Source organism: candidate division Zixibacteria bacterium HGW-Zixibacteria-1, from assembly GCA_002838945.1.
Lineage (GTDB): Bacteria > Zixibacteria > MSB-5A5 > GN15 > PGXB01 > PGXB01.
The window spans coordinates 13,260-33,690 of sequence record PGXB01000004.1 but is presented as its reverse complement, the minus strand read 5'-3'; the positions used below and the strand labels follow the sequence as shown (position 1 = coordinate 33,690).

18 protein-coding genes are annotated in these 20,431 nt (G+C 50.8%); 17 read left to right on the top strand and 1 reads right to left on the bottom strand.

All coding sequences use genetic code 11. From position 1 onward, the window contains the following. The first annotated feature begins 2 nt into the window (after window positions 1–2). The 4 genes from fliG to fliJ are packed head-to-tail and all read left to right on the top strand — an operon-like array spanning window position 3 to window position 3,516. A complete protein-coding gene (gene fliG, locus CVT49_02695) occupies window positions 3–1,013 on the top strand; it encodes a flagellar motor switch protein FliG (GenBank protein PKK84501.1) in 1,011 nt (336 codons plus the stop codon). Beyond that, complete coding sequence (locus tag CVT49_02690) at window positions 1,000–1,707, top strand: hypothetical protein (protein PKK84500.1); 708 nt, start codon at window positions 1,000–1,002, stop codon at window positions 1,705–1,707. The genes fliG and CVT49_02690 overlap by 14 nt, the downstream gene beginning before the upstream one ends. Further along, the gene (fliI, locus tag CVT49_02685; protein ID PKK84499.1) at window positions 1,704–3,083 is read left to right on the top strand and encodes a flagellar protein export ATPase FliI; all 1,380 of its coding nucleotides are present in this window, start codon (window positions 1,704–1,706) and stop codon (window positions 3,081–3,083) included. Before CVT49_02690 ends, fliI begins: the two co-directional genes overlap by 4 nt. Beyond that, a complete protein-coding gene (fliJ, locus tag CVT49_02680) occupies window positions 3,040–3,516 on the top strand; it encodes a flagellar export protein FliJ (GenBank protein ID PKK84498.1) in 477 nt (158 codons plus the stop codon). The genes fliI and fliJ overlap by 44 nt, the downstream gene beginning before the upstream one ends. A gap of 24 nt (window positions 3,517–3,540) precedes the next feature. On the opposite strand, the gene CVT49_02675 is transcribed toward fliJ, so the two are convergent. Then, entirely contained in the window at window positions 3,541–4,851 is a 1,311-nt protein-coding gene (locus tag CVT49_02675) for a hypothetical protein (protein PKK84497.1), read from the bottom strand. 430 nt (window positions 4,852–5,281) lie between these two features. Here CVT49_02675 and flgF point away from each other — a divergent pair, with 430 nt between their 5' ends. The 13 genes from flgF to CVT49_02610 all read left to right on the top strand — a co-directional run bounded on the left by flgF (window position 5,282) and on the right by CVT49_02610 (window position 20,211). Continuing rightward, complete coding sequence (gene flgF, locus CVT49_02670) at window positions 5,282–6,013, top strand: flagellar basal-body rod protein FlgF (protein ID PKK84496.1); 732 nt, start codon at window positions 5,282–5,284, stop codon at window positions 6,011–6,013. Window positions 6,014–6,038: 25 nt separating this feature from the next. Then, window positions 6,039–6,827, top strand: coding sequence for a flagellar basal-body rod protein FlgG (gene flgG, locus CVT49_02665; GenBank protein PKK84495.1), 789 nt, complete (start codon window positions 6,039–6,041; stop codon window positions 6,825–6,827). An 8-nt stretch (window positions 6,828–6,835) separates the two neighbouring features. Next, entirely contained in the window at window positions 6,836–7,534 is a 699-nt protein-coding gene (flgA, locus tag CVT49_02660) for a flagella basal body P-ring formation protein FlgA (GenBank protein PKK84494.1), read from the top strand. A 10-nt stretch (window positions 7,535–7,544) separates the two neighbouring features. Then, window positions 7,545–8,132, top strand: coding sequence for a hypothetical protein (locus CVT49_02655; GenBank protein ID PKK84493.1), 588 nt, complete (start codon window positions 7,545–7,547; stop codon window positions 8,130–8,132). Between the two features lie 10 nt (window positions 8,133–8,142). Then, the gene (flgI, locus tag CVT49_02650; protein PKK84492.1) at window positions 8,143–9,276 is read left to right on the top strand and encodes a flagellar biosynthesis protein FlgA; all 1,134 of its coding nucleotides are present in this window, start codon (window positions 8,143–8,145) and stop codon (window positions 9,274–9,276) included. Between the two features lie 226 nt (window positions 9,277–9,502). Further along, window positions 9,503–10,147: a lytic transglycosylase gene (locus CVT49_02645; GenBank protein PKK84610.1), complete on the top strand. Its 645-nt coding sequence runs from the start codon at window positions 9,503–9,505 to the stop codon at window positions 10,145–10,147. A 27-nt stretch (window positions 10,148–10,174) separates the two neighbouring features. Then, a complete protein-coding gene (locus CVT49_02640) occupies window positions 10,175–10,699 on the top strand; it encodes a hypothetical protein (GenBank protein ID PKK84491.1) in 525 nt (174 codons plus the stop codon). Beyond that, entirely contained in the window at window positions 10,699–12,093 is a 1,395-nt protein-coding gene (locus CVT49_02635) for a flagellar hook-associated protein FlgK (protein ID PKK84490.1), read from the top strand. Before CVT49_02640 ends, CVT49_02635 begins: the two co-directional genes overlap by 1 nt. 43 nt (window positions 12,094–12,136) lie before the next feature. Beyond that, the gene (csrA, locus tag CVT49_02630; GenBank protein ID PKK84489.1) at window positions 12,137–12,475 is read left to right on the top strand and encodes a carbon storage regulator; all 339 of its coding nucleotides are present in this window, start codon (window positions 12,137–12,139) and stop codon (window positions 12,473–12,475) included. Window positions 12,476–12,660: 185 nt separating this feature from the next. Next, window positions 12,661–14,589 (top strand): flagellar hook-associated protein 3, encoded by a 1,929-nt coding sequence (flgL, locus tag CVT49_02625; GenBank protein PKK84488.1) that lies wholly within the window; start codon window positions 12,661–12,663, stop codon window positions 14,587–14,589. Between the two features lie 29 nt (window positions 14,590–14,618). Then, the gene (locus CVT49_02620; GenBank protein ID PKK84487.1) at window positions 14,619–15,092 is read left to right on the top strand and encodes a flagellar assembly protein FliW; all 474 of its coding nucleotides are present in this window, start codon (window positions 14,619–14,621) and stop codon (window positions 15,090–15,092) included. Further along, the gene (locus tag CVT49_02615) at window positions 15,089–17,767 is read left to right on the top strand and encodes a hypothetical protein (GenBank protein PKK84486.1); all 2,679 of its coding nucleotides are present in this window, start codon (window positions 15,089–15,091) and stop codon (window positions 17,765–17,767) included. The genes CVT49_02620 and CVT49_02615 overlap by 4 nt, the downstream gene beginning before the upstream one ends. A 275-nt stretch (window positions 17,768–18,042) precedes the next feature. Next, window positions 18,043–20,211 carry a hypothetical protein gene (locus tag CVT49_02610; protein PKK84485.1) on the top strand — a complete coding sequence of 723 codons (2,169 nt, stop codon included), beginning with the start codon at window positions 18,043–18,045 and terminating at the stop codon, window positions 20,209–20,211. Window positions 20,212–20,431 lie beyond the last annotated feature (220 nt).

Below are 20,431 nucleotides of genomic sequence, written 5' to 3'. Positions count from 1 at the left end.
CCGTGAAATACGAAGAACTAAATTCATTGCAAAAAGCCGCCATCGCCCTGGTCGCTTTCGGGACCGAAGTCGCGGCCCTGGTATTGCGCGGACTCTCGGACTCGGAAGTCGAAAAAGTCACGATCGAAATCGCCAATCTCGGTGATGTTCCCTCCGATATCGAGGAGAAGGTCATTGATGAATGTTACCAGATTTTCATGGCCCGCCAGTACATTTCACAGGGCGGCATTGATTTTGCCAAGGAAATTCTCGAGAAAGCGGTCGGCGCCAAAAAGGCCCAGGAAATTCTGGCCCGGCTCGAATCATCCTTCCGGACTTCCGGATTCAATTTGTTGAAAAACATCGATGCCCGTCAATTGGTCAGCTTCCTTCAGAACGAACATCCGCAGACCATTGCCCTGATATTGTCCCAGTTGACATCCCATCAGGCGGCCGGCGTTCTATCAGAACTTCCGCCCGAGCTCCAGTCCGAAGTTGCCCTGCGGATTGCCACGATGGAAAAAATATCACCGGAAGTTCTCAAGGAAATTGAATCGACCCTAGAAGGACACTTCGATACCTCCCACTCCGGCGACCTGTCCGTCTCCGGCGGCGCCAAAACCATGGCCGAGATCCTTAACCTGATCGAAAGCTCGGCTGAGAAAAATATTCTTCAGTCCATTGAAGCCGATGACTCCGATCTGGCCAGTGAAATAAAAAATATGATGTTTGTTTTCGATGACCTGGTGCTTCTCGACGACCGCTCGATTCAGCGGCTGCTGAAGGAGGTCGAAACCAAGGATCTCTCGATTGCTCTCAAGGCCGCTTCGGAAGAGGTTCGCTCCAAGATATATTCCAACGTCTCAGAACGTGTCGCTGTCATGATCAAGGAAGAGATGGAGTTCATGGGGCCGATGAGGCTTTCGGACGTCGAGGCGGCGCAGCAGCGCATTGTCGAGGCGATCCGCCATCTCGAGGAAGAGGGACAGGTGATCATCTCCGGCCGCGGCGGCAAGGAGGATGTTATTGTCTAGGCTGTACCATGCCTCTGTCGGCGATGAAAAAGTGGTCATCGGCGAGTATCGCGCCGATATCGAGGCCGACCGGGCCGCCGAAAAAAAACTGGCCACCGTCTATCTGGGCATCAATGTCGTCACCACGGTCGAAGGCAAGAAAATGATTCCTATTCAGGAACTGCTTAAGATAGACAAACAACTGGTCACGGAAAGGCAACAGGCATATAACCAGGGTTTCAACGACGGGCATGAAAAGGGTCTGGCTATCGGCCACCAGGAAGCCAAAAAAGTCATCGATAATTTTGCCGGACTGATAAAGGATGCCGTCTCTCAGCGGGAAGTGCTTTATGAAGAGGCCCACCGGAAAATTCTTGAGCTGGTCCTGAAAATCGCCCGCAAAGTCACTTTTGATGCCGCCCGTATCGATCCCGATGTCACTGCCGGAATTATATCGGGCACCATTGAAAAACTGGTCGACAAATCAAAAATTAAAATCAAGGTCCGGCCCGAGCATTTGCCCATGATAGAACAGCAAATAGAGCGTTTTATGGGTGAGTCCACCGCCATCAAGGAAATTACCATCGAACCCGATTCGCGTGTCAGGTATGGCGGCTGCTTTATCGAAACTCCTACCGGCGATATCGATGCCCGTGTCGAATCGCAGCTTGACATCATCACCGAAGAGATCGGAACTTTAGGGGTTCATTCGTGAAAAAGATACCGTATGATCTCTATGCCGACCGTATCGATCAGGCCGGCACCATCAAACATTCCGGTCGCGTGGCCCAGATAATCGGTCTTATAATCGAATCAATCGGGCCGGCGCTTTCGATCGGCGATCTCTGCTACATCGAGAATCCCGAGAGCGGAGAAAAAATCAAGGCCGAAGTCGTCGGCTTTCGTGATAATCGTATCCTCCTGATGCCTTTTGGATCGGTCTCGGGAATAACTCCCGGTTCGATCGTCATATCCACCGGCGAGCGGCTCAGGGTTCCCGTCGGCGAGCATCTGATAGGGCGCATCCTGAACGGCCTGGGTCAGCCTATCGACGGCAAAGGGCCGTTGTTGTGCACCAAATATCGGGCCATCGATACCGCCCCCATTCATGCTCTCAAACGCCGTCGAATCTCACAGCCGATGCTTACCGGCATAAAAGGAATCGATCTCATGGCTACCTGCGGACAGGGTCAGCGTATGGGTATTTTCGCCGGATCGGGCGTCGGCAAATCGGTCCTGCTGGGCATGATCAGTCGCGGATCAACCGCCGATGTCAATGTTATTGCACTGGTCGGCGAACGGGGGAGAGAGGTGCGCGAATTTATCGAAAAAGATCTTGGTCCGGAAGGATTAAAAAATTCCATTGTGGTGGCCGTTACTTCGGACCAGCCGTCACTGATAAGAATCAAGGGCGCCTTCGTCGCTACGGCTATTGCCGAACATTTTCGCGACCAGGGGAAGAATGTCATGTTGTTGATGGACTCCCTGACGCGTATCGCCATTGCCCAGCGCGAAATCGGCCTGGCCGTCGGCGAACCCCCCGCTACCAAGGGTTACACCCCGTCGGTTTTCGCCATTATGCCGCGCCTGCTGGAGCGGGCGGGGACCAATGAAAAGGGATCCATCACCGGTTTATATACCGTTCTCGTCGATGGTGATGATTTCAATGAGCCGATATCGGATGCCGTCCGGTCTATTCTCGACGGGCATATCTCTCTTTCAAGAAAACTGGCTTCATTGAACCAATATCCGGCCATCGATATTCTCGATTCCATCAGCCGCCTGATGGTCGATGTCTGCGACAAAAAACATCTTGAACTGGCGGGAAAGGTCCGCCAGGCAATAGCCACCTACCGCGAAGCCGAGGACCTGATCAATATCGGCGCTTATGCCAAAGGCAAATCGGCCAAAATTGACTATGCTATCTCCAAAATTGATGCCATTAATCAATGCTTCCGTCAGGAAATTCATGCCCGATGCCGCTTCGAAGATGCGCTGGCCGAACTGTCGGCCATAATGGATTCCGACGGCAGCGAAACAGGTTCCCATGAAAAAGTTTCGGTTTCGACTGGAGCGGCTGCTTCAGCTTAAGGCGCATATCGAAAAAGAAAAGCAGAAGACGCTTGGACGCGCCGCTCAAAAAGTTATCGAGAAAGAATCCGAACTCCGCGGACTGGATAATACCCGTCGCGATATTCAAAGTTCGCAGCGTCATAAATTAAACGGCGCCGTGAATATCGCAAATCTTTCCGTTTACTCGCGCTATTATGTCCTCTTGAAGAAAAAAGAAATGGGGGGGAAGGAACTGCTGAAGGCATATCTTAAAGATCAGGAAAAAAGACGTCTCGAACTGGTCGAAGCCACCAAAGAAAAAAAGATCTACGAAAAATTGAAAGAACGCAAATTCGATATATATCGCAGGGAAGTGGGATTGGCCACGCAAAAGGAGCAGGACGAGATTGCTTCCCAGACTTTATTACATAAAAAAAGAAGCTCCCGAAAATTATCGGGAGCCTCCGGATGATACGATGTAACATCGTACTTGACCTTATTTCATTAAGGTCATCTTTAGGCTCTGGCGAAATTCACCGGCTTCCAACCGGTAAAAATAAACACCCGACGCCAGAATTTGATATTGGTCACCTCTTCCGTCAAAGATTACCTCGTGCGTTCCGGCCGGCAGATAATCATCCACCAGCGTCCTCACTTTTTGTCCTAATATATTAAACACATCCAATTGCACTTCAGATGCCCGGGGCAGGTCAAAAGATATACGCGTGGCCGGGTTAAAGGGATTGGGGACATTCTGTCCCAGGGCGAAACTGGTCGGCAGGACCTCGGTTTGTATATCCTCCAGGTCGGTCGGCCATTTTATCTCCACCTGGCCGGCAGTAAAGTACGGGGTAAAGGATGCATTGCCATCGTTTTCGGTTAAAATAAACTCTGTCGATTGAACATCCAGGTAGGTGGCGGAATCAATCGTTACGATACCTTCATCCGCACTCGGGTCGATATTGAAGAGAATTCTTGCCAGAGAACCGCTTCCCGGGGGCAATGGCGTGGATTCATCAAAAATCAGACTGATCAGTAATTGTTGTCCGTTAATGGCCGCCTGCTTGGTGTATGCGATATCACCGCGCGTGCCCGTGAAGGAGGTTGAGCTGTAGATCAGATCGGTCGATGATACTTGGAGCGCCAGATTGATCGAAGAAATATTTTCTACATTATAAGCATTGACATTTACTGCCACACTTTGTCCCGGAATGCCAACTACTTTATCCACCCAGATCGAGTCCGGGCTCGGCGGCGCAACCGGAATAGTCACTTCACCCGGAATAAAATTAGGAGTAATAAATTCCGATGGGGATAATAATAGCATGGTTATTTTATCTCCCCCGATCACCTTTGGCCACACCGCATTTTCTATTGGTACGGTCAAACCGCCCGCAGCCGGCATGGCTGTAAAATGCAGGTTACCGAGAAGATTTTCGCCGGGAGGAATGGAGTCCGAAACAACATCAGGTATGAAAGCAAAATTCATCAGGTTGGCGGAGTCGACAAACTCGGATACAAAAGGTGATTCGAAACTTTCAAGCAGCCCGCCCTGAAGAGAGAAGGAATCTATGATAAGGTTCTCCGGCTGATAGCCAAGGACAATTTCCAGGCCAAACAAATATTCATCATTGGTGAGATATATCGGCACGGTGCAACTGCGGCCGGGCAAGCATGAGGCCGAACCGATACGCAAAGTATCGGGAACACCGGGATCAGTCATACCAAGTGCAATAACCGGTACAAACAACATTAATAAAGCGATTTTCGCAACTTTCATAATAAACTTCCTTTGGTGCATCGTCATAAACAGCAAAAGCGATGCGAAAGCTTTATTTTTTTCCTGCCTGATTCAAAAATTCACCCAGCGTGCAGTAACCCAATAAGTAACAACGACTAACTTATTAATAATATACTCCTTTCGCCTTTTTTCCGCAAGCGAAAAATAGACCCGGCGGGTTATTGTGAAACCACTTGCAGGTCAGGGTGCGAAATCACACAGCATTTTTCGCTTTTGAAGCAGGGGTGGCCGAAACAAGTCATGTCATATTAATGAGCACGGAACCCGCTACCCGGGATATCCGGAAATATTTTCCGCAAATACCCCCATCGCCGCCTGGTCAGAAATTTTGACCGCAGTTATATATTGTTGTCATATAAGGACATAGCAGCACAATTTCCCTTCTGTACAATTTAGGCACAACCCTTGCTTAGAAAAACATCGGAGTGCTATAACTATGATTAAAGGATTATATCGTTCAGCATCGGCGATGATCCCGCGCATCAAGCAGCAGGATACCATCGCCAATAACCTGGCCAACGCCTCATCACCCGGCTTCAAGCGCGACATGGTTTTCACCAAGGAACTGTCGCGGGCGCAGATTAAAACCATTCCGCGCCAGACAGACTGGCAGACCCCGATGATCGACCAGGTCTATACCCGGTTCGAGCAGGGCAGTCTTGACCGGACCGGAAATCCGCTCGATCTGGCGCTGGAAGGCACCGGCTTTTTCGTTTTCCAGAACGCCGACGGCGAAAATGTGCTGTCGCGCGCCGGAAATCTCACGGTCAGTACCGAGGGCTTTCTGGTCGATTCCGAAGGCAAACGGCTTTTGAGCGACGGCGGGCCGATCAATGTCTCCGGCGGGGAAGTGTCGGTTTCCGAATCGGGTCAGGTGCAGGTCAATGGCTCCGATGTCGCCAATATCCAGGTCGTCGATGTGCCGGATAAGACTAAACTTCAGAAAACCGGAGACGGCGATTTTCGCGTTCCGGATAATCAGGAAATAATACAAGCGGTAAAATATGCCGTCCGACAGGGCTATCTCGAAGCCTCCAATGTCAATGTTGTTAAAGAAATGGTCGATATGATCATTTCCTATCGCAACTTCGAGGCCGATGCCAAAGCCATTCAGGCCCAGGATGATTCATTGGAGAAACTGCTCAATAATGTCGGACGGGTCAGATAGAAAACCAGGTAATGGAGTATAAGCCATGTTAAAAGCAATGCGATCCGCAGTCTCGGGAATGTCGGCCCAGCAGCTTAATGTGGACAATATCGCCAACAATTTGTCCAACGTTAACACCACCGGTTTCAAGCGGAGCCGGGTCGAGTTCCAGGATGTGCTGTATCAAAACTTTCGTGAAGCCGGCACCGCTACCGCTGTCGGTACCAGTGTCCCGGTTAATCTTGACGTCGGCTACGGCACCAGGCCGGTGGCCACCGTCAGGGAATTCTCGGTCGGCGATTTTCAAAACACCGGCAACGCCCTCGATCTTGCCATTTCAGGACAGGGCTTCTTTCAAATTCAGATGCCGGACGGCACCGTCTCATACACCCGTGACGGCGCTTTCAAAATCTCCGCCGACGGCCAGATTGTCAATTCCGATGGATTCTATCTCTATCCCAATGTGACCATACCGGAAGATGCTTCGTCGCTCTCGGTTTCGATTGACGGCGATGTTTCGGTTCTTCTGGTGGGTGGCGAGGAGCCGCAGTCAATCGGCCAGTTCGAACTGGCAAGGTTCATCAATCCGGCCGGACTTTCCGCCGTCGGACACAACCTGTATAATCAAACCTCCGCCTCGGGCGCCCCGATTCTGGGAACACCGACGCAGGAAGGCCTCGGCAAACTCGACCAGGGATATCTCGAAATTTCAAATGTCAGGGTCGTTGACGAGATGGTCAATATGATCGTCGCTCAGCGCGCCTACGAATTGAATTCGAAAGTCATCCAGACAAGCGAGGACATGCTTCAGATTTCCAATAATCTGAAACGATAGGGCAGCGAATGATAAACATCCGGCTGAACATACTGGCAATATTCATCGCGGTATTTCTTATGTGCGGCTCGCTTATGGCCGATGACGGCCTGAACCGGGCGATCACTGCGAAGATATTGGCCTGTTACGATCTCGACACGACCGGGGTGGAAATTGAGTTCCGCAAAAATAACATCGAGGCCGCTTTCGATTCATATGACAGCCTTTATGTCAGGCCGATGACCGACGCCGAACCGCGCGGCCTTGTGCCGTTTCAGGTCGCCTTGTTCAAGGGCGGGGAGCTTGTCAGCCGGAAGCAGATCAGTACCCGGATCAGCCGGTTTGAATACGCCCTGGTAACGACCGACCGCATCAGAAGGCAGGATATCCTTACGCCCGAGAAGTACACTCTCAAACGGGTGGAAACGACCTATTTGACCGAAAAAGCCCTGACCTCTCCGGAAGAACTTTCCGGAAGCTGGGCGAGAAAAAATATTGGAAAAGATCAAATTATCACATCCGGCCTCATTGAACGGATTCCCACCATAATGTCCGGCAAACAGATTTCCATCTTGTACAAAACCGAGTCTATGGAAATCTCCGCGGCCGGCATCGCCATGGAAACAGGCTATGTCGGGGATCTGATCAGGGTCAGGAACAGCCAATCCAGGAAGGTAATTCCCTGCACCATCATTGATCGTAAAACGGTGCAGGTCAGTACACATTGAGGTGCATACCATGAGCTTAAAAAGAATCTTATTCCTGACATTGATTCTGCTGCTGTTGCCGTTTACACTCCGTGTCATGTCGGGTGACTTCGGGCAGTCGCAGTCATTGTTCACCGATATCAAAGCCAACAAGGTCGGTGACATTTTAACGGTCCTGATTTTTGAGAACTCGATGGCCTCGACCAAGTCCGAGACCAAAACGGAAAAAGCCGGGGAGAATTCGGTCAGCGGCGGTCCGGGCATCGGCTCGCTTGACTTCATACCGCTCTTCGGCGCCGATACCCAGAACAAAAGCAGCTTTAACGGCCGCGGCGAAAATCTTCGCAATCAGAATCTCCGCGCCCGGATGTCGGTCACGGTCGTGGATGTCAGGGCCAACGGCGACCTGATTATCAAAGGCAGCCGCGCCATTAATATTTCGAAAGACAAAGAAACCATGACACTGACCGGTGTCGTCCGGCAGCGCGATATAGCGGCGGATAATACCGTCGAGTCCTATAAGATTTCCGATGCCGAAATTACATACACCGGCAAAGGGGCCGCCAATACGGCCAGCCGTCCGGGCATCATCACCCGTTTTGTCAACTGGCTGTTTTAGGGGAGGAATGATGAAAACATTATTCAGTAACTGGTTATCATTTCCGACCCTGCTGGTCTGGCTGCTGACATTGCTCCTGCAGTTCTATGCGCCGCCGGCCGAAGCCTCGGCGCGCATCAAAGATATCGCCCGCATGAACACCGAAAGCGAAACCGATTTGATCGGTTATGGCCTGGTTATCGGTCTTGATGGAACCGGCGACAGCAAGGGGGTGCCGTTTACACGACAATCTCTCGCTAATATGATGGAGCGAATGGGCATGACTATCGATGCCGAACAACTGAAGACTAAAAATGCCGCGGCGGTGGTGGTCACCGCCAGGATATCATCGAATAACCGACTTGATGACCGCATTGATGTGACCGTTTCTTCCATCGGCGATGCCTCATCGCTGCAGGGAGGAACCCTGCTTATGACGCCCCTGTCCACCGTTATCGGCGACATGTACGCCCTTGCCCAGGGCCCGGTATCTATCGGAGGATTCAACGTCCAGGTCGATGAGGGCAACAAAATCGTCAATAACTATACCCTCGTGGGCCGGGTTCCCAACGGGGCCAAGGTGGCGCGGGAGCTGCCGCCGACCGGCGACAGCAAGGATATCCTGATCATGCTGCGCTCCCCCGATTATACCACCGCCGCCTCCATTACTAAGAAGATAAATATCAAGTATGGATTGACCGCTTTTACCGAGGATGCCTCGACCGTTCGCGTGGTCGTTCCCGATTCGCTGTCGTATCCCAACGAACGGGGAGAGTTCATCGCCGATATCGGTCAGATGCAGGTCACGCCCGATCAGGCGGCGAGAGTGGTCATAAATGAACGGACCGGGACCATTGTGGCCGGAAGCAATGTCTCCATTGCGCCGGTTGCCATCGCCCACGGCAATATTAATGTGAATATCAAGTCGTATCCGGTTATTTCGCAGCCGCAGCCCTTTTCCCAGGGCGAAACGGTCGTGACCTCCGAATACCAGTTAAACGTCGATAATGAAAAGGCCCGGGTCATTCATTTCCAGGAAACAGTTTCGCTTTCCGATGTGGCCGCGGCGCTGAATTCGATCGGGGCCGCCCCCCGGGATATTATTGCCATTTTCGAGGCCCTGAAACAAGCCGGCGCATTGAGAGCCGAGCTGGTAATAATTTAAGATTATGGATATTAAAGCGACAACATTCGGCGTCGAAAGACCCGCTCCCAAAGCTCAGCCCTTGGAATCAAAGCCGACTCTTGAGACCGAAAAGAAACGGTTGTTCAAGGCGGCCAAAGATATGGAGTCGCTCTTTTTCTATCAGGTTCTCAAGGCCATGCGCGATGCCATCCCAAAAACGGATGAGGAAGACGGGATGGGCTTCGGCGGGGGACTTGGAAAGGATATGTACACCCAGATGTTCGATCAGGAATTGGCCAATAAAATGGCCGGTAGTTCCAATCGGGGCATCGCCGGGGCCATTTACCGCTCCATGGAAAAAATTCTTGAAAAACAATTCGATGGCAACGGCGAGGTAAAAGCGGCCGATTCTCCGATGATAACGCCGCCCCGATATATAAAGGTGAAACAGGAAGAGACGAATACGGCCAAGCCGGTCAAAGTGACACCATCGGATCATACCAGCAAGAGCCCGGTCAAAACCGGCTATGATTCGATAATCGATAGAGTCTCGCGTAAATACAAACTCAATCCGGATCTGGTAAAGTCGGTCGTCATGGTCGAATCGGGCGGCGACGCCACAGCCGTTTCACCGGCCGGAGCCAAGGGCCTGATGCAATTGACCGATACCACCGCCGCCGATATGGGTGTTAATGATGTTTTTGATCCGAAGGAGAATATCGAGGGCGGCACGAAATATCTTAGAAAACTAATCGACCGTTTTGGAGATATCGAGAAAGCCCTGGCGGCCTATAATGCCGGACCTTCAAGGGTTGAAAAGTACGGCGGCATCCCGCCTTATCATGAAACCCGGGAATATGTCAAGTCAGTCATTGATACGCTCGGGAGTAAGCAAATTTTTTACGAGTAAACCGGGGGATTAAAGAGAAAAATAATTATGCCGAAAGAAAATAATGAAAATAGTTCAAATTCTGAACTGGTCAGGGAACTGATAGAGACCTTGGAAAAGGAGGCATCTCTTTTTGAAACGTTCCTGGAATTGCTCGAAATGCAGCAGCAGGCGCTGGTGAAAAACGACATCGCCATGCTTAATCGCATAACCGAGCGCCAGAGGGAAAAGCTGATGGAAACAGGAACCTGTGCCCGGAAGAGAGAAGCCATTATCAGTCGCCTGACATCGGAAGAAAACATGGTCGATGATTTGACCATATCGAAACTGATTGATTCGGTTTCACCCGGGCAGGCCAATATGCTGGAATTAATAAGGGAGACAATACTTGACCTGAACGATAAGATTCTGAAGACGAGATCTCAAAATGAGATGCTCATCAATCGTTCGCGGGAGAATATTGTTAAAACAATGGAACTGTTGGGGCGGATTAAAGTGCCCGGTAATAATTATAGCGGCGAAGGCAGGATCGATAATGTCCGGACCAATATCGCCCTGGACAGGAGGGCCTGATGTCTGGATTGTTTGACGGATTGGAACTCGGCAAACGCGCCCTCTCCACTCATCAATTGTGGCTGAATACCATCGGTCACAATGTTGCCAATGCCAACACCCCCGGATATACCCGGCAAAGGGTCCATACGACCACCACCATGCCTTACGAGCATTCGGTCGGGCCGGTCGGAACCGGCGTCACCGCCACCGATATTTATCATGTCCGTGATCTCTTTCTCGGCCAGCAGTATCGGCAGGAAAACGTTGCCCTGGGCCAGTGGACCTCCATGGAAAAATCTCTGACCCAGATCGAGGCCCTGTTCGCCGAACCGAACGCCGCATCATTAAGCGATCAGATGGATCAGTTCTGGAACGCCTGGTCGGATATGGCCAACAACCCCGAATCTCTCGCCGCCAGGTCGGCCCTCAAGGAACAAACCAATCTGATGACCGGCAGCTTTCATCGGCTCTATAATCAAATGACCGATTTGCGCAAATCGGTCGACGAAGACATTGCTTTGGTCACCCAGCAGGTGAATCAGTACACCGGTGAATTGGCTTCCCTGAATATGCAAATAGCCCGCACGGAACTGGGCGGCGAAAATGCCAATGATCTGCGCGATAAACGCGATTACCTGATCGATCAATTGTCGGAATTAGTCAATGTCAATGTCGCCGAGCAGAAAAATGGAACGGCTACGGTATATATCGGGTCGCTGGCTATTGTCGAGGGGACCTCGTCATTTAAGATCGGCACCTATAAATCGGGAGCCGGGGCCATTTCGGTCAACAATGTTGTCTGGCAGGGCAGCGAAAAGGACGTCAAAGTTCTCGGCGGCCAACTTAAGGGCTTGCTCGATACGCGCGATAAAGCCATTCCGAAATATCTTGAGGCTCTCGATGATATAGCGGCGGAGCTGATTAATAACGTCAACTCCCTGCATCAGACCGGTTACGGGCTCGATGGCTCCACCGGCATAAATTTCTTCAATGTGAATTACACTTCGGCCGGCAATTTCAAGCTGTCCGATGAAATAGAGAACAACGTCAATCGTATTGCGGCCTCGTTGTCGGGAGAGGTAGGTGATAATAGAAATGCTCTGGCCATTGCGGACCTGCGGACTTCCGCTCTGATGTCTCGTGGAACCGCCACCATGAGTGAGTTCTACAGCGGTTTGATGGGGCAAATTGGAATAGAAGCCGGGACGGCCAGAAATACCATGGAAAATTATCAACTGCTGGTGAGTCAACTGGATAATTCTCGCCAGGCGGTTCAGGGCGTATCGCTCGATGAGGAAATGACGCAGATGATCAAATACCAACAGGCGTATGATGCCGCCGCACGGGTTATTACCGTCATGGATGAGGCGCTGAGTACGGTTATTAAGGAAATGGGAATTGTTGGTAGATAACAGAAGCCTGATAAACTGACAGCCTTAGGCCACGGAGGGTATCGTGTTAATACTGACAAGGAAGTTGGGTGAGTCGATTACTATCGGCGATGATATAAAAATTACGGTTCTGGGCGTCTTCGGGCGCCAGGTCAGAATCGGTATCGAAGCACCGTCAAAAGTAGTCGTCCATCGCGAGGAAATATATGTGAAGATTCAACAGGAAAATCGAAAAGCCGCCAAATCGGTAAAACAGGACCTCGCCAGCGTTATGAAAATGCTTAAAGGAAAAATTGTCGGAGATGACTCCAAGAAGAAAAAATCGGCCGACATAAGTTACAAAAAAACAAACAGCAAACCCAACCGCAGCGGTGATGCTGCTAAACATGACAACTCGGAGTAACCTCGATGTTCTGGAGCAAGAAGAAATCCGATAAGAATATTAAGGATCCTGTCGCCCGGTATGGCGAATTAATGAGGAAAAACAATTCTGACAAGATCAAAGCATCACCGCAAAACGGAGCCAAAATAAAAAATCCGCCGCATGGCAGCGACAGGGAGTTTGTCTATTACGAAGATTAGGATGTTATGAGAGTAACCAATAACATGATCTCGGACCAGGTCCTTTCCAACCTTAACCGGTCACTGGCAAGGTTCATGAACCTGGAAGAGAATATGTCATCCGGCCGGCGCATCAACAAGCCGTCCGATGACCCGATCGGAACCCAGAAGGATCTGCGGTACCGAAATGTTCTTTCCGAAATCGGACAGTACAAGAAGAATATTAGCAGTGCCTCCAATCTCCTGGCTTCCTATGATAATATCCTCGGAAATATGAGCGATATCTTGTCGTCGGCCCGGGAACTGGCGGTTTCGCTGTCAAATGACACCTTCGATGCCAATGCCCGGGATTCGGCCTCTAATGAGGCCCAGTCGCTCTTTGAACAGATTATCGAGCTGGCCAACAGCCAGGTTGACAGCCGTTATATTTTCTCGGGATATCGGACCGGCGTCAAGGCGTTTCGCGCCGCGGCCGCCGGTGTCATATTTCAGGGAGACAAAGGCAATATTGCCGTCGAAATCGAAGCCGGGAGCAAGGTCGGTATTAACCTCATCGGTTCCGACATCCTCCTCGGTCAACTTGCCCCGCTCGGCCAAAATGCCGACTTTAAGGCAGGCATCGACGGCAACACGCTGCTTGCCGATCTCAACCTCGGCGCCGGAGTCGATCTTTCGGCCGGCACATTTCAAGTAACCGACAATAACACCGGCCTCAATGTCACGATTGACATAACCGGTGCCGTCACGGTGGATGATGCCCTGACTTTGATCAACAATCAGTTGGCCGCCGCCGGCATAACCAACCTGACGGTCGATTTCGGTCAGGAAGGCAACAATCTTCGCTGGAATGCTGTCGATACCGGCTTGATTACCGGAGCCACCCTGCTCTCGAATCTCAATGACGGCCGGGGCGTCGATCTGACTGACGGCAAAATAACGATTCATAACGCCGATGATTCCATTAATGTCGATGTCGATTTGACCGCCGCTAATGATATCGGCGATGTTATAAATGCTATCAACACAACCCTTGCCGCTGCCGGGATTAACAATGTGACGGCCGCTATCAATGCCGCCGGCAATGGCATAGATATCACCGACACCAACGGCGTTCCGCTCGGACTCATCATTGATGAGGCTTCCGCGACCGGCTCGACTGCTGCCGACCTCCGCATACTTGGCGAAATAGATCCGACTCTTCCAGGCGGTGATCTTAATCCGCGCATGGATTTTACCGTCAGCGAAGCCGCCGCCGGTCTTACCACTGCGGCCGATCTCGGCCTCCTGGGCGATTTTTCCCTGACCAAAGTAGGTGACGGCCTGACACCGATCATAACCGAGACTACCCCTCTGACGCTTCTGAAAAACGGACTCGGTCTCGAACTGGGGCAGGTCAAAATTTCCCAGGGAAATCGCTTGGTCTTTCTTGACTTGGGCAATACCGCCTACTCGACCGTCGGCGATCTGATGGATGCCTTCAATAACAGCGGCCTTGATATTAATGCCACGATAAACAGTTCACAAACCGGCCTTCAAATCGTGTCGACGTCCACGACTGCATCAATGAAAATCGAGGAAGTCGATGACGGCCGTACCGCTCATAATTTGGGCATTTTCGGTTCAACCGATATGATCGGATCGTTGATGATCCTGGTCGATGCCCTCAAGAATGATGATCGCGAAGTCATCGGACAGATTATCGGAAATCTCGATAAAGGTTTGCAAAATGTCCTCAACCACCGTGGCGCGGTCGGCTCAAAAGTGATTCGCATGGAAACGACCGACTCGCGGCTGAGTGATTTACAATACAATTTTACCAAAATGCTCAGTGATGTCGAAGATGCCGATTTGACAAAATTGGTTACTGATCTGGCAATGCAGGAAAACAGCTATCAGGCGGCGTTGATTGCAGCCTCCAAAATCATACAACCGTCATTGCTTAACTTCTTGAAATAGAGGATAGTCTTTTTACAGGGGAAGTATAAATGAAAGTCATGACACTAAGATTCGGAGAACTGGAAATTCCGAATGACAAAATCATTACCATGTCAAAACCGATTCTCGGCTTTGAAAACCTGAAACGATATTGCCTGATCGAGCGCGAGGACTGCGAACCCTTCCTGTGGTACCAGTCCGTCGATGACCCCGGCGCGGCCTTTCCGGTTGTGAATCCGCTGCTCTTCTGCCCGGGATACAGGATAGAGGTGAATCCCAAGGAAATCGAGGAATTGCACATCAAGGATGTGAAGTCCGTCGAGACTTACACCATTGTCACCATTCCGACCGATCCCCGGGATATGTCAATCAACCTGCAGGGCCCGATTCTGATTAACACCGAAACGCGGCTGGCCAAGCAATTGGTGCTGGTCAATTCCGGCTATGAAGTAAAATACTTTGTCATGCAGGACACTGACAAAGTCGTTGAAGAAAAACAGTATCAGGCACCCGCAACCGTTTGATTAAAATGCCGGGCAAGAAGAATAAAAAAAGCCGGGGGAAAACCTCCCGCACGCGAACCGCTGTATCAAAGTTCGGCAAGAATCCCAAAAACAGCACGAGCGAAAGCTCCGATAATACCATTGGAGCGTCATTGATCAAAGCCGAAAAGCTGTATCATGACAAAAAATTCAAACAATGCATCGATCTGCTGGAAAACCTGTCTCCGGGCATAAAAAATGAAACCGAACGCCTGAAATTTCTGCGTTTGACGGCCTTCGCCCGGGCCAACAGCGGCCGATTACCCGAAGCTGAAGATGCCGCCTGTAAGGGGCTTGAAATCGATGCCAATGATTGTGACTTTCATTTTGCACTTTCCTATATTTATGCTAACTATAAAGACTATGATAAATGCCTGAAACATGGCGAAAAATTCCTGGAATTGTTTACCGCCAGATCAAAGCGCCCTGGTGATACCGGGCTCCTGAGTGAAGGATACCTGCACCTGCTGTTCAATTATCTCGGCCTGGCATGGCAGGCGGCCGGGGAGACCGACCGGGCCGCCGAATCGTTCCAAAAAGCAATCGAACACAATGAAACCTATCATCATCCATATATAAATCTGGCCGCCCTCTGCCAGCGCCTCAAGGAGTATGAAAAGGCCGAATCCGTCGTCGATAACGGTCTCGAAAAATGTACTCAAGTCCAGGAACTGCGTATCCTCAAAAAAACCATGAAATATAAAGCAACCGTATCGGCCTGTATGATGGTCAAAAACGAAGAGGAATTCCTGCCCGCCTGCCTGGAATCGATCCGAAACTGGGTGGATGAAATAATTATCGTCGATACCGGATCGACCGACCGGACCGTCGAAATTGCCCGTTCTTATGGAGCCAAAGTCTTCCCGCAGAAGTGGAGCAAGGATTTCTCCAGGCATCGCAATTACTCTATTTCAAAAGCGACATGCGATTGGATATTTATTATTGATGCCGATGAAGAATTTATTGAAGATGATCTGCCTGTGTTGCGTCAGGCAATCAATCGCGATGATTTTCGAATTATTTCGATATCCGTTTTGAATACCGATAAGAAAACAGGGGAGTGCACTTCATTTTTGCCGTCCCCGCGTCTTTTCCGCCGGGAAGCCCGGTTCCGTTATGAGGGGATAGTGCACAATCAACTGCAATTTCCCGACAATGAACCCATTTTGAGGGTTGGCGTGAAAATCAAACACTATGGATACAACCTGCCCCATGATCAAAAAATGAAAAAGGTCGCCCGCTCCCGTGAATTGCTGGAAAAACAGCTCATGCTCAAGCCCGATGACCCCTTTGTCCATTTCAATTATGCCCAGTTGCTTCGAGGCGTCACCAAAAAGCCCGACAAAGAACTGGCCGGCCTTATCCTGAAACATGCCGCCCGCGTGGTCGAACTCAGTGACCCCCGAAACCGCGCCACCCTGCCGCTCTATCTGCAGGGGCTGCATCAACAGGCGACAACCTTAATCGCCTGCGGCCGGTTCGAAGAGGCTGCCGCAAAGTGCCGGCAGGCGCTCGATACCAAACCGGACTATCTTGACGCCCTGTACACTATCGGGGAGGCCTGCGGGAGAATGCATGACTATGATAAGGCGGAGCAATATTTCCTTCGATATCTTGATGAGCAGAAAAAATATGATGCCGGCAGGGAAGAATTAAGCATAATTCTCCTCTTCGGATTCATGCGCCATCGTGCCTACTATTCGCTGGGTTTGATACACCAAATACAGGGCAATACGACCCGGGCCGAAAATTATTACAAAAAAGCTCTCAGGGAACAGGAACCCTGCCAGGATATAAATCTCAAGCTGGCCGATATATATCTTGATCGTGAAGAAGCCGACAAGGCGTGGGAATATATCGAGAAAGAACTGGCCCTGAATCCATCCTCGGATTTGGCCAACTTACATAAGGCCAGATATTATGCTCTGCTCGGCAATGAAGCAAAGGCCGGTAGTTTCCTCGATAGAGCCGTCGAATTAACCGATGGTCGGCCCGAAATATATGAAGCCGGCGGATTATTCTGGCTGGCACGAAAAAAATATGACAAGGCGGTTCGGCTTCTGGCTGCCCTGGTCCAGGCCAAACCCGATTATGCGACCGGCTACAATATTCTGGCAAAAGCCTGCTATGAACAGGGTGATTTCTCCGGCGCCATCGACGCCTTTGACAAATGTGTTGAGTTATCTCCTCATGATTCAGAAGCTTACAATGATCTGGCCGGATGCTATTTTAAACTTGGTGACTATGAAAAAGCCGAGGAATTATATGCCCGCGCCCTGGGATTGAACGAGGGACTGGCCGCGGCCTGGCGAAATCTTGGCCTGACCCGGCTTCGATTGAATAAGCTGAACGAAGCTCTGCCGCTTCTTGAAAAATATATAGCGATAGCCCCTGATGACATCGTCATCAGCCTTGCGGTCGGCACTGTTTATCGCCGGCTCGAACGTTATGTTGAAGCCCTGCCGCATTTTGAGCGATTCCTGACCTCAAATCCAAGCCACGTTGAGGCGCTGTTTAATATCTCGGAATGTTACTATAATCTGGGATATGCTGATTCGGCGGCCATCGGTTATCTGCAGATTCTGAAAATTAATCCCGATTTTCAGCCCGCCAAAAGCCGTTTAGCGGAGATAGAAGCCCCTAAAACCACTGCCTAAGTTGTTGAAATCCAAGGATAATTAATCTCCGGCCGGAGCCATTAAGTTATAAAGTTTTAAAGCTTTTTGCCGATTTATATTATCAATAAAGAAGATGAAATACTTAACCGTTAAATTAAATATTTAACTAAAGGGGAGGTGTATAAGAACAAGAATTCCAATTACCTCAGTTTTTTAATAGGAATAAAGTGACATCGGATGTACGCCCGTTAATGGGCTGAGAGCTTTGTTAGGGGTAAGGAAATCCCAAACAATATTCAAGGAGGAAATGACGGATGTCACTTCGTATTAACAACAACATTGCTGCGATTGACTCGCACCGGAATCTGACTAACACGACGATGAATCTGACCAAATCGATGGAAAAGCTCTCGTCGGGTTATCGGATTAACCGTGCTGCTGATGACCCGGCTGGTTTGGTCATATCCGAACAGTTTCGGGCTCAGATCGCCGGTCTGAATCAGGCTATTGAGAACTCCGAAGGTTCGGTCAATATGATTCAGACGGCTGAAGGCGCTCTCAATGAAATCAACAGTCTGCTGGTTTCGATGAGAGAATTGGCCATTCACGCCGCTAATGAAGGCTTCAACGATACCGCTCAGCTCGAAGCCGACCAGGCAGAAATCAACAACGCCATTCAGACAATTGATAGAATTGCTGCCAATACCCAGTTTGGAACCAAGAAACTGCTTGATGGCACCAAGGCCAATGTTGCCACCATCACCAGTTCCAACAGCGCTGGAATCATGCTGATCGAAAGCGGATTATCCACCGGAACGCATTCCATCACCGCCACCAAGACGGCTGATGCGACCGCGTCCCTGAACATCACATCGTTTGGTGTCTCTCTCGACAGTACGGTTACCCCGTACAGCCTGACCGAAGGCATTCATAATATCGACGTCATTCAGGCTTCCGCCGGCGCGGCGAAAACCTCGAACAATGTCCATATTCTTGATGCCTGGGGCAATGGTCTCGAATTTGCCGCGGCCGCCACTTCGGCCCAGTTGACCTCGGCCGCCGCCATCGGCGCCCCCGCGACCGCCAGCAATGCCGGTACCTATACCGTCAAGCTGAACTATCAGGAAAACGGTCAGTCGGTCGCCGGCTGGCAGACCATGAGTGTGGATGTAACCGACACTATGACCACCGCTCAGGTGGCTTCTGCCTGGAATAATGCCATCAATAACAATGCCGCCCTGGCTGGACGCGCTGAGGCCGTTATTTCAGCCGGCAATGAACTCGTCTTCCGCTCCGTCAACTCCGGCGCGAACTATTCGGCCGCGATTGAAGGTTTCAGCACCGACGCCACCACCGGGTGGTTCTCATTTGCCGACGCCAGTGCCCGTGGCGCTTCCGCCAACGAACTTCGTTTTGATATTGATGTCGCCAAAGCGGCTTCCGCGATTTCCGCGACGACCACCATCACGGCAGGAACCTACACCTCCATCGATACCCTGATTGCCCAGTTGGAGACCGACCTTGCCGCCGATTTCGGCACTGCCGCCACCGGCGTCAATAATATTTCAGTCGCCAAGGTCAATGACAATCAGATTAAGTTCACCCTGATGGATGAAGGCTCCGATTACTCCATCCAGTTGCTGGCCACCTCCACCGATGATGTCGGCGCCGCCCGCGCTGCTCTCGGTATGTCAACCGACGCCGTGGCTGTTCAGGGTACCGACGCTCTGGTCAGCTTTGACAACTATACCAATACCATCAGTGCCGTCAATTACAATTCGACCCAGACTTTCGTCCTTGCCAACAAGGCTGAAGGTGTTTCCGGTCGCGGCACTATCGGTATTACCGTTGCCACCGCCAACCAGGGAATCAACCTCGGTTCCATGCTGCTTGATGCGACCGCGGCCAGGTTTGACGCCAGACTTAACGCCGGTCCCGCCACCACGGTTACCGCCGGAATCGACACCATCGTTTATAACGCTGACCGGACCGAATCGCTGAAGGTCAACATCGATCTGACCTCCAACGGCGGAAGTGAAACCATCAGCAATACCGACCAGTCGCTGGTCTTCCAGATCGGTGCCAATGTCGGACAGATTGCCAAAATCAGTCTGCCAGGTATGGCTGCTTCTTCCATGGGCCGGAATATTGCCGGTAATATGTTCACCTCGCTGGCCGGCATCGATGTTACAACGGTCCAGGGCGCCCAGGATGCCCAGTCCGTTATCGACTCTTCGATTGACCAGGTTTCCACGATTCGCGGCACGCTCGGTAGCTTCCAGAAAAACACTCTGGAATCCAGCCTGAGAAACCTTCGTATCGCCTCGCAGAACCTGCAGTCGTCCGAATCGACCATTCGTGACACCGATATGGCTGCTGAGATGTCTAACTTTGTCAAGAACCAGATCCTGCTCCAGGCCGGCACCGCAATGCTGGCTCAGGCCAATCAGGTCCCGCAGGTGGTTCTGTCTCTCTTCCAGTAATTTCTTTCTTACGAGCCGGCGGGGCCACCCGCCGGCTTTTTTTTGCCTGTTCCTCAATGTGACTCAAAAAGTTGTCCCGATTCCAACTGAATAAATCTGCCAAAAATCCGATAAAATATACAGGATAGAGTTCGTTATGGATATGGGGTGAAATACGACTTTTCAACCCCTAAGGATACCGTTACTGCATTATAAATGGATGCAACAAACTTATAGGAGA

What these genes read in the sequence shown, in the direction of transcription:
- flgG (PKK84495.1), top strand. Translation starts at nt 6,039, where the DNA reads ATGTTAAAAGCAATGCGATCCGCAGTCTCGGGAATGTCGGCCCAGCAG.
- flgF (PKK84496.1), top strand. Translation starts at nt 5,282, where the DNA reads ATGATTAAAGGATTATATCGTTCAGCATCGGCGATGATCCCGCGCATC.
- CVT49_02610 (PKK84485.1), top strand. Translation starts at nt 18,043, where the DNA reads ATGTCACTTCGTATTAACAACAACATTGCTGCGATTGACTCGCACCGG.
- CVT49_02640 (PKK84491.1), top strand. Translation starts at nt 10,175, where the DNA reads ATGCCGAAAGAAAATAATGAAAATAGTTCAAATTCTGAACTGGTCAGG.
- CVT49_02655 (PKK84493.1), top strand. Translation starts at nt 7,545, where the DNA reads ATGAGCTTAAAAAGAATCTTATTCCTGACATTGATTCTGCTGCTGTTG.
- fliJ (PKK84498.1), top strand. Translation starts at nt 3,040, where the DNA reads ATGAAAAAGTTTCGGTTTCGACTGGAGCGGCTGCTTCAGCTTAAGGCG.
- CVT49_02690 (PKK84500.1), top strand. Translation starts at nt 1,000, where the DNA reads ATGTTATTGTCTAGGCTGTACCATGCCTCTGTCGGCGATGAAAAAGTG.
- flgL (PKK84488.1), top strand. Translation starts at nt 12,661, where the DNA reads ATGAGAGTAACCAATAACATGATCTCGGACCAGGTCCTTTCCAACCTT.
- flgI (PKK84492.1), top strand. Translation starts at nt 8,143, where the DNA reads ATGAAAACATTATTCAGTAACTGGTTATCATTTCCGACCCTGCTGGTC.
- CVT49_02620 (PKK84487.1), top strand. Translation starts at nt 14,619, where the DNA reads ATGAAAGTCATGACACTAAGATTCGGAGAACTGGAAATTCCGAATGAC.
- CVT49_02675 (PKK84497.1), bottom strand. Translation starts at nt 4,851, where the DNA reads ATGACGATGCACCAAAGGAAGTTTATTATGAAAGTTGCGAAAATCGCT.
- CVT49_02645 (PKK84610.1), top strand. Translation starts at nt 9,503, where the DNA reads ATGTACACCCAGATGTTCGATCAGGAATTGGCCAATAAAATGGCCGGT.
- flgA (PKK84494.1), top strand. Translation starts at nt 6,836, where the DNA reads ATGATAAACATCCGGCTGAACATACTGGCAATATTCATCGCGGTATTT.
- CVT49_02635 (PKK84490.1), top strand. Translation starts at nt 10,699, where the DNA reads ATGTCTGGATTGTTTGACGGATTGGAACTCGGCAAACGCGCCCTCTCC.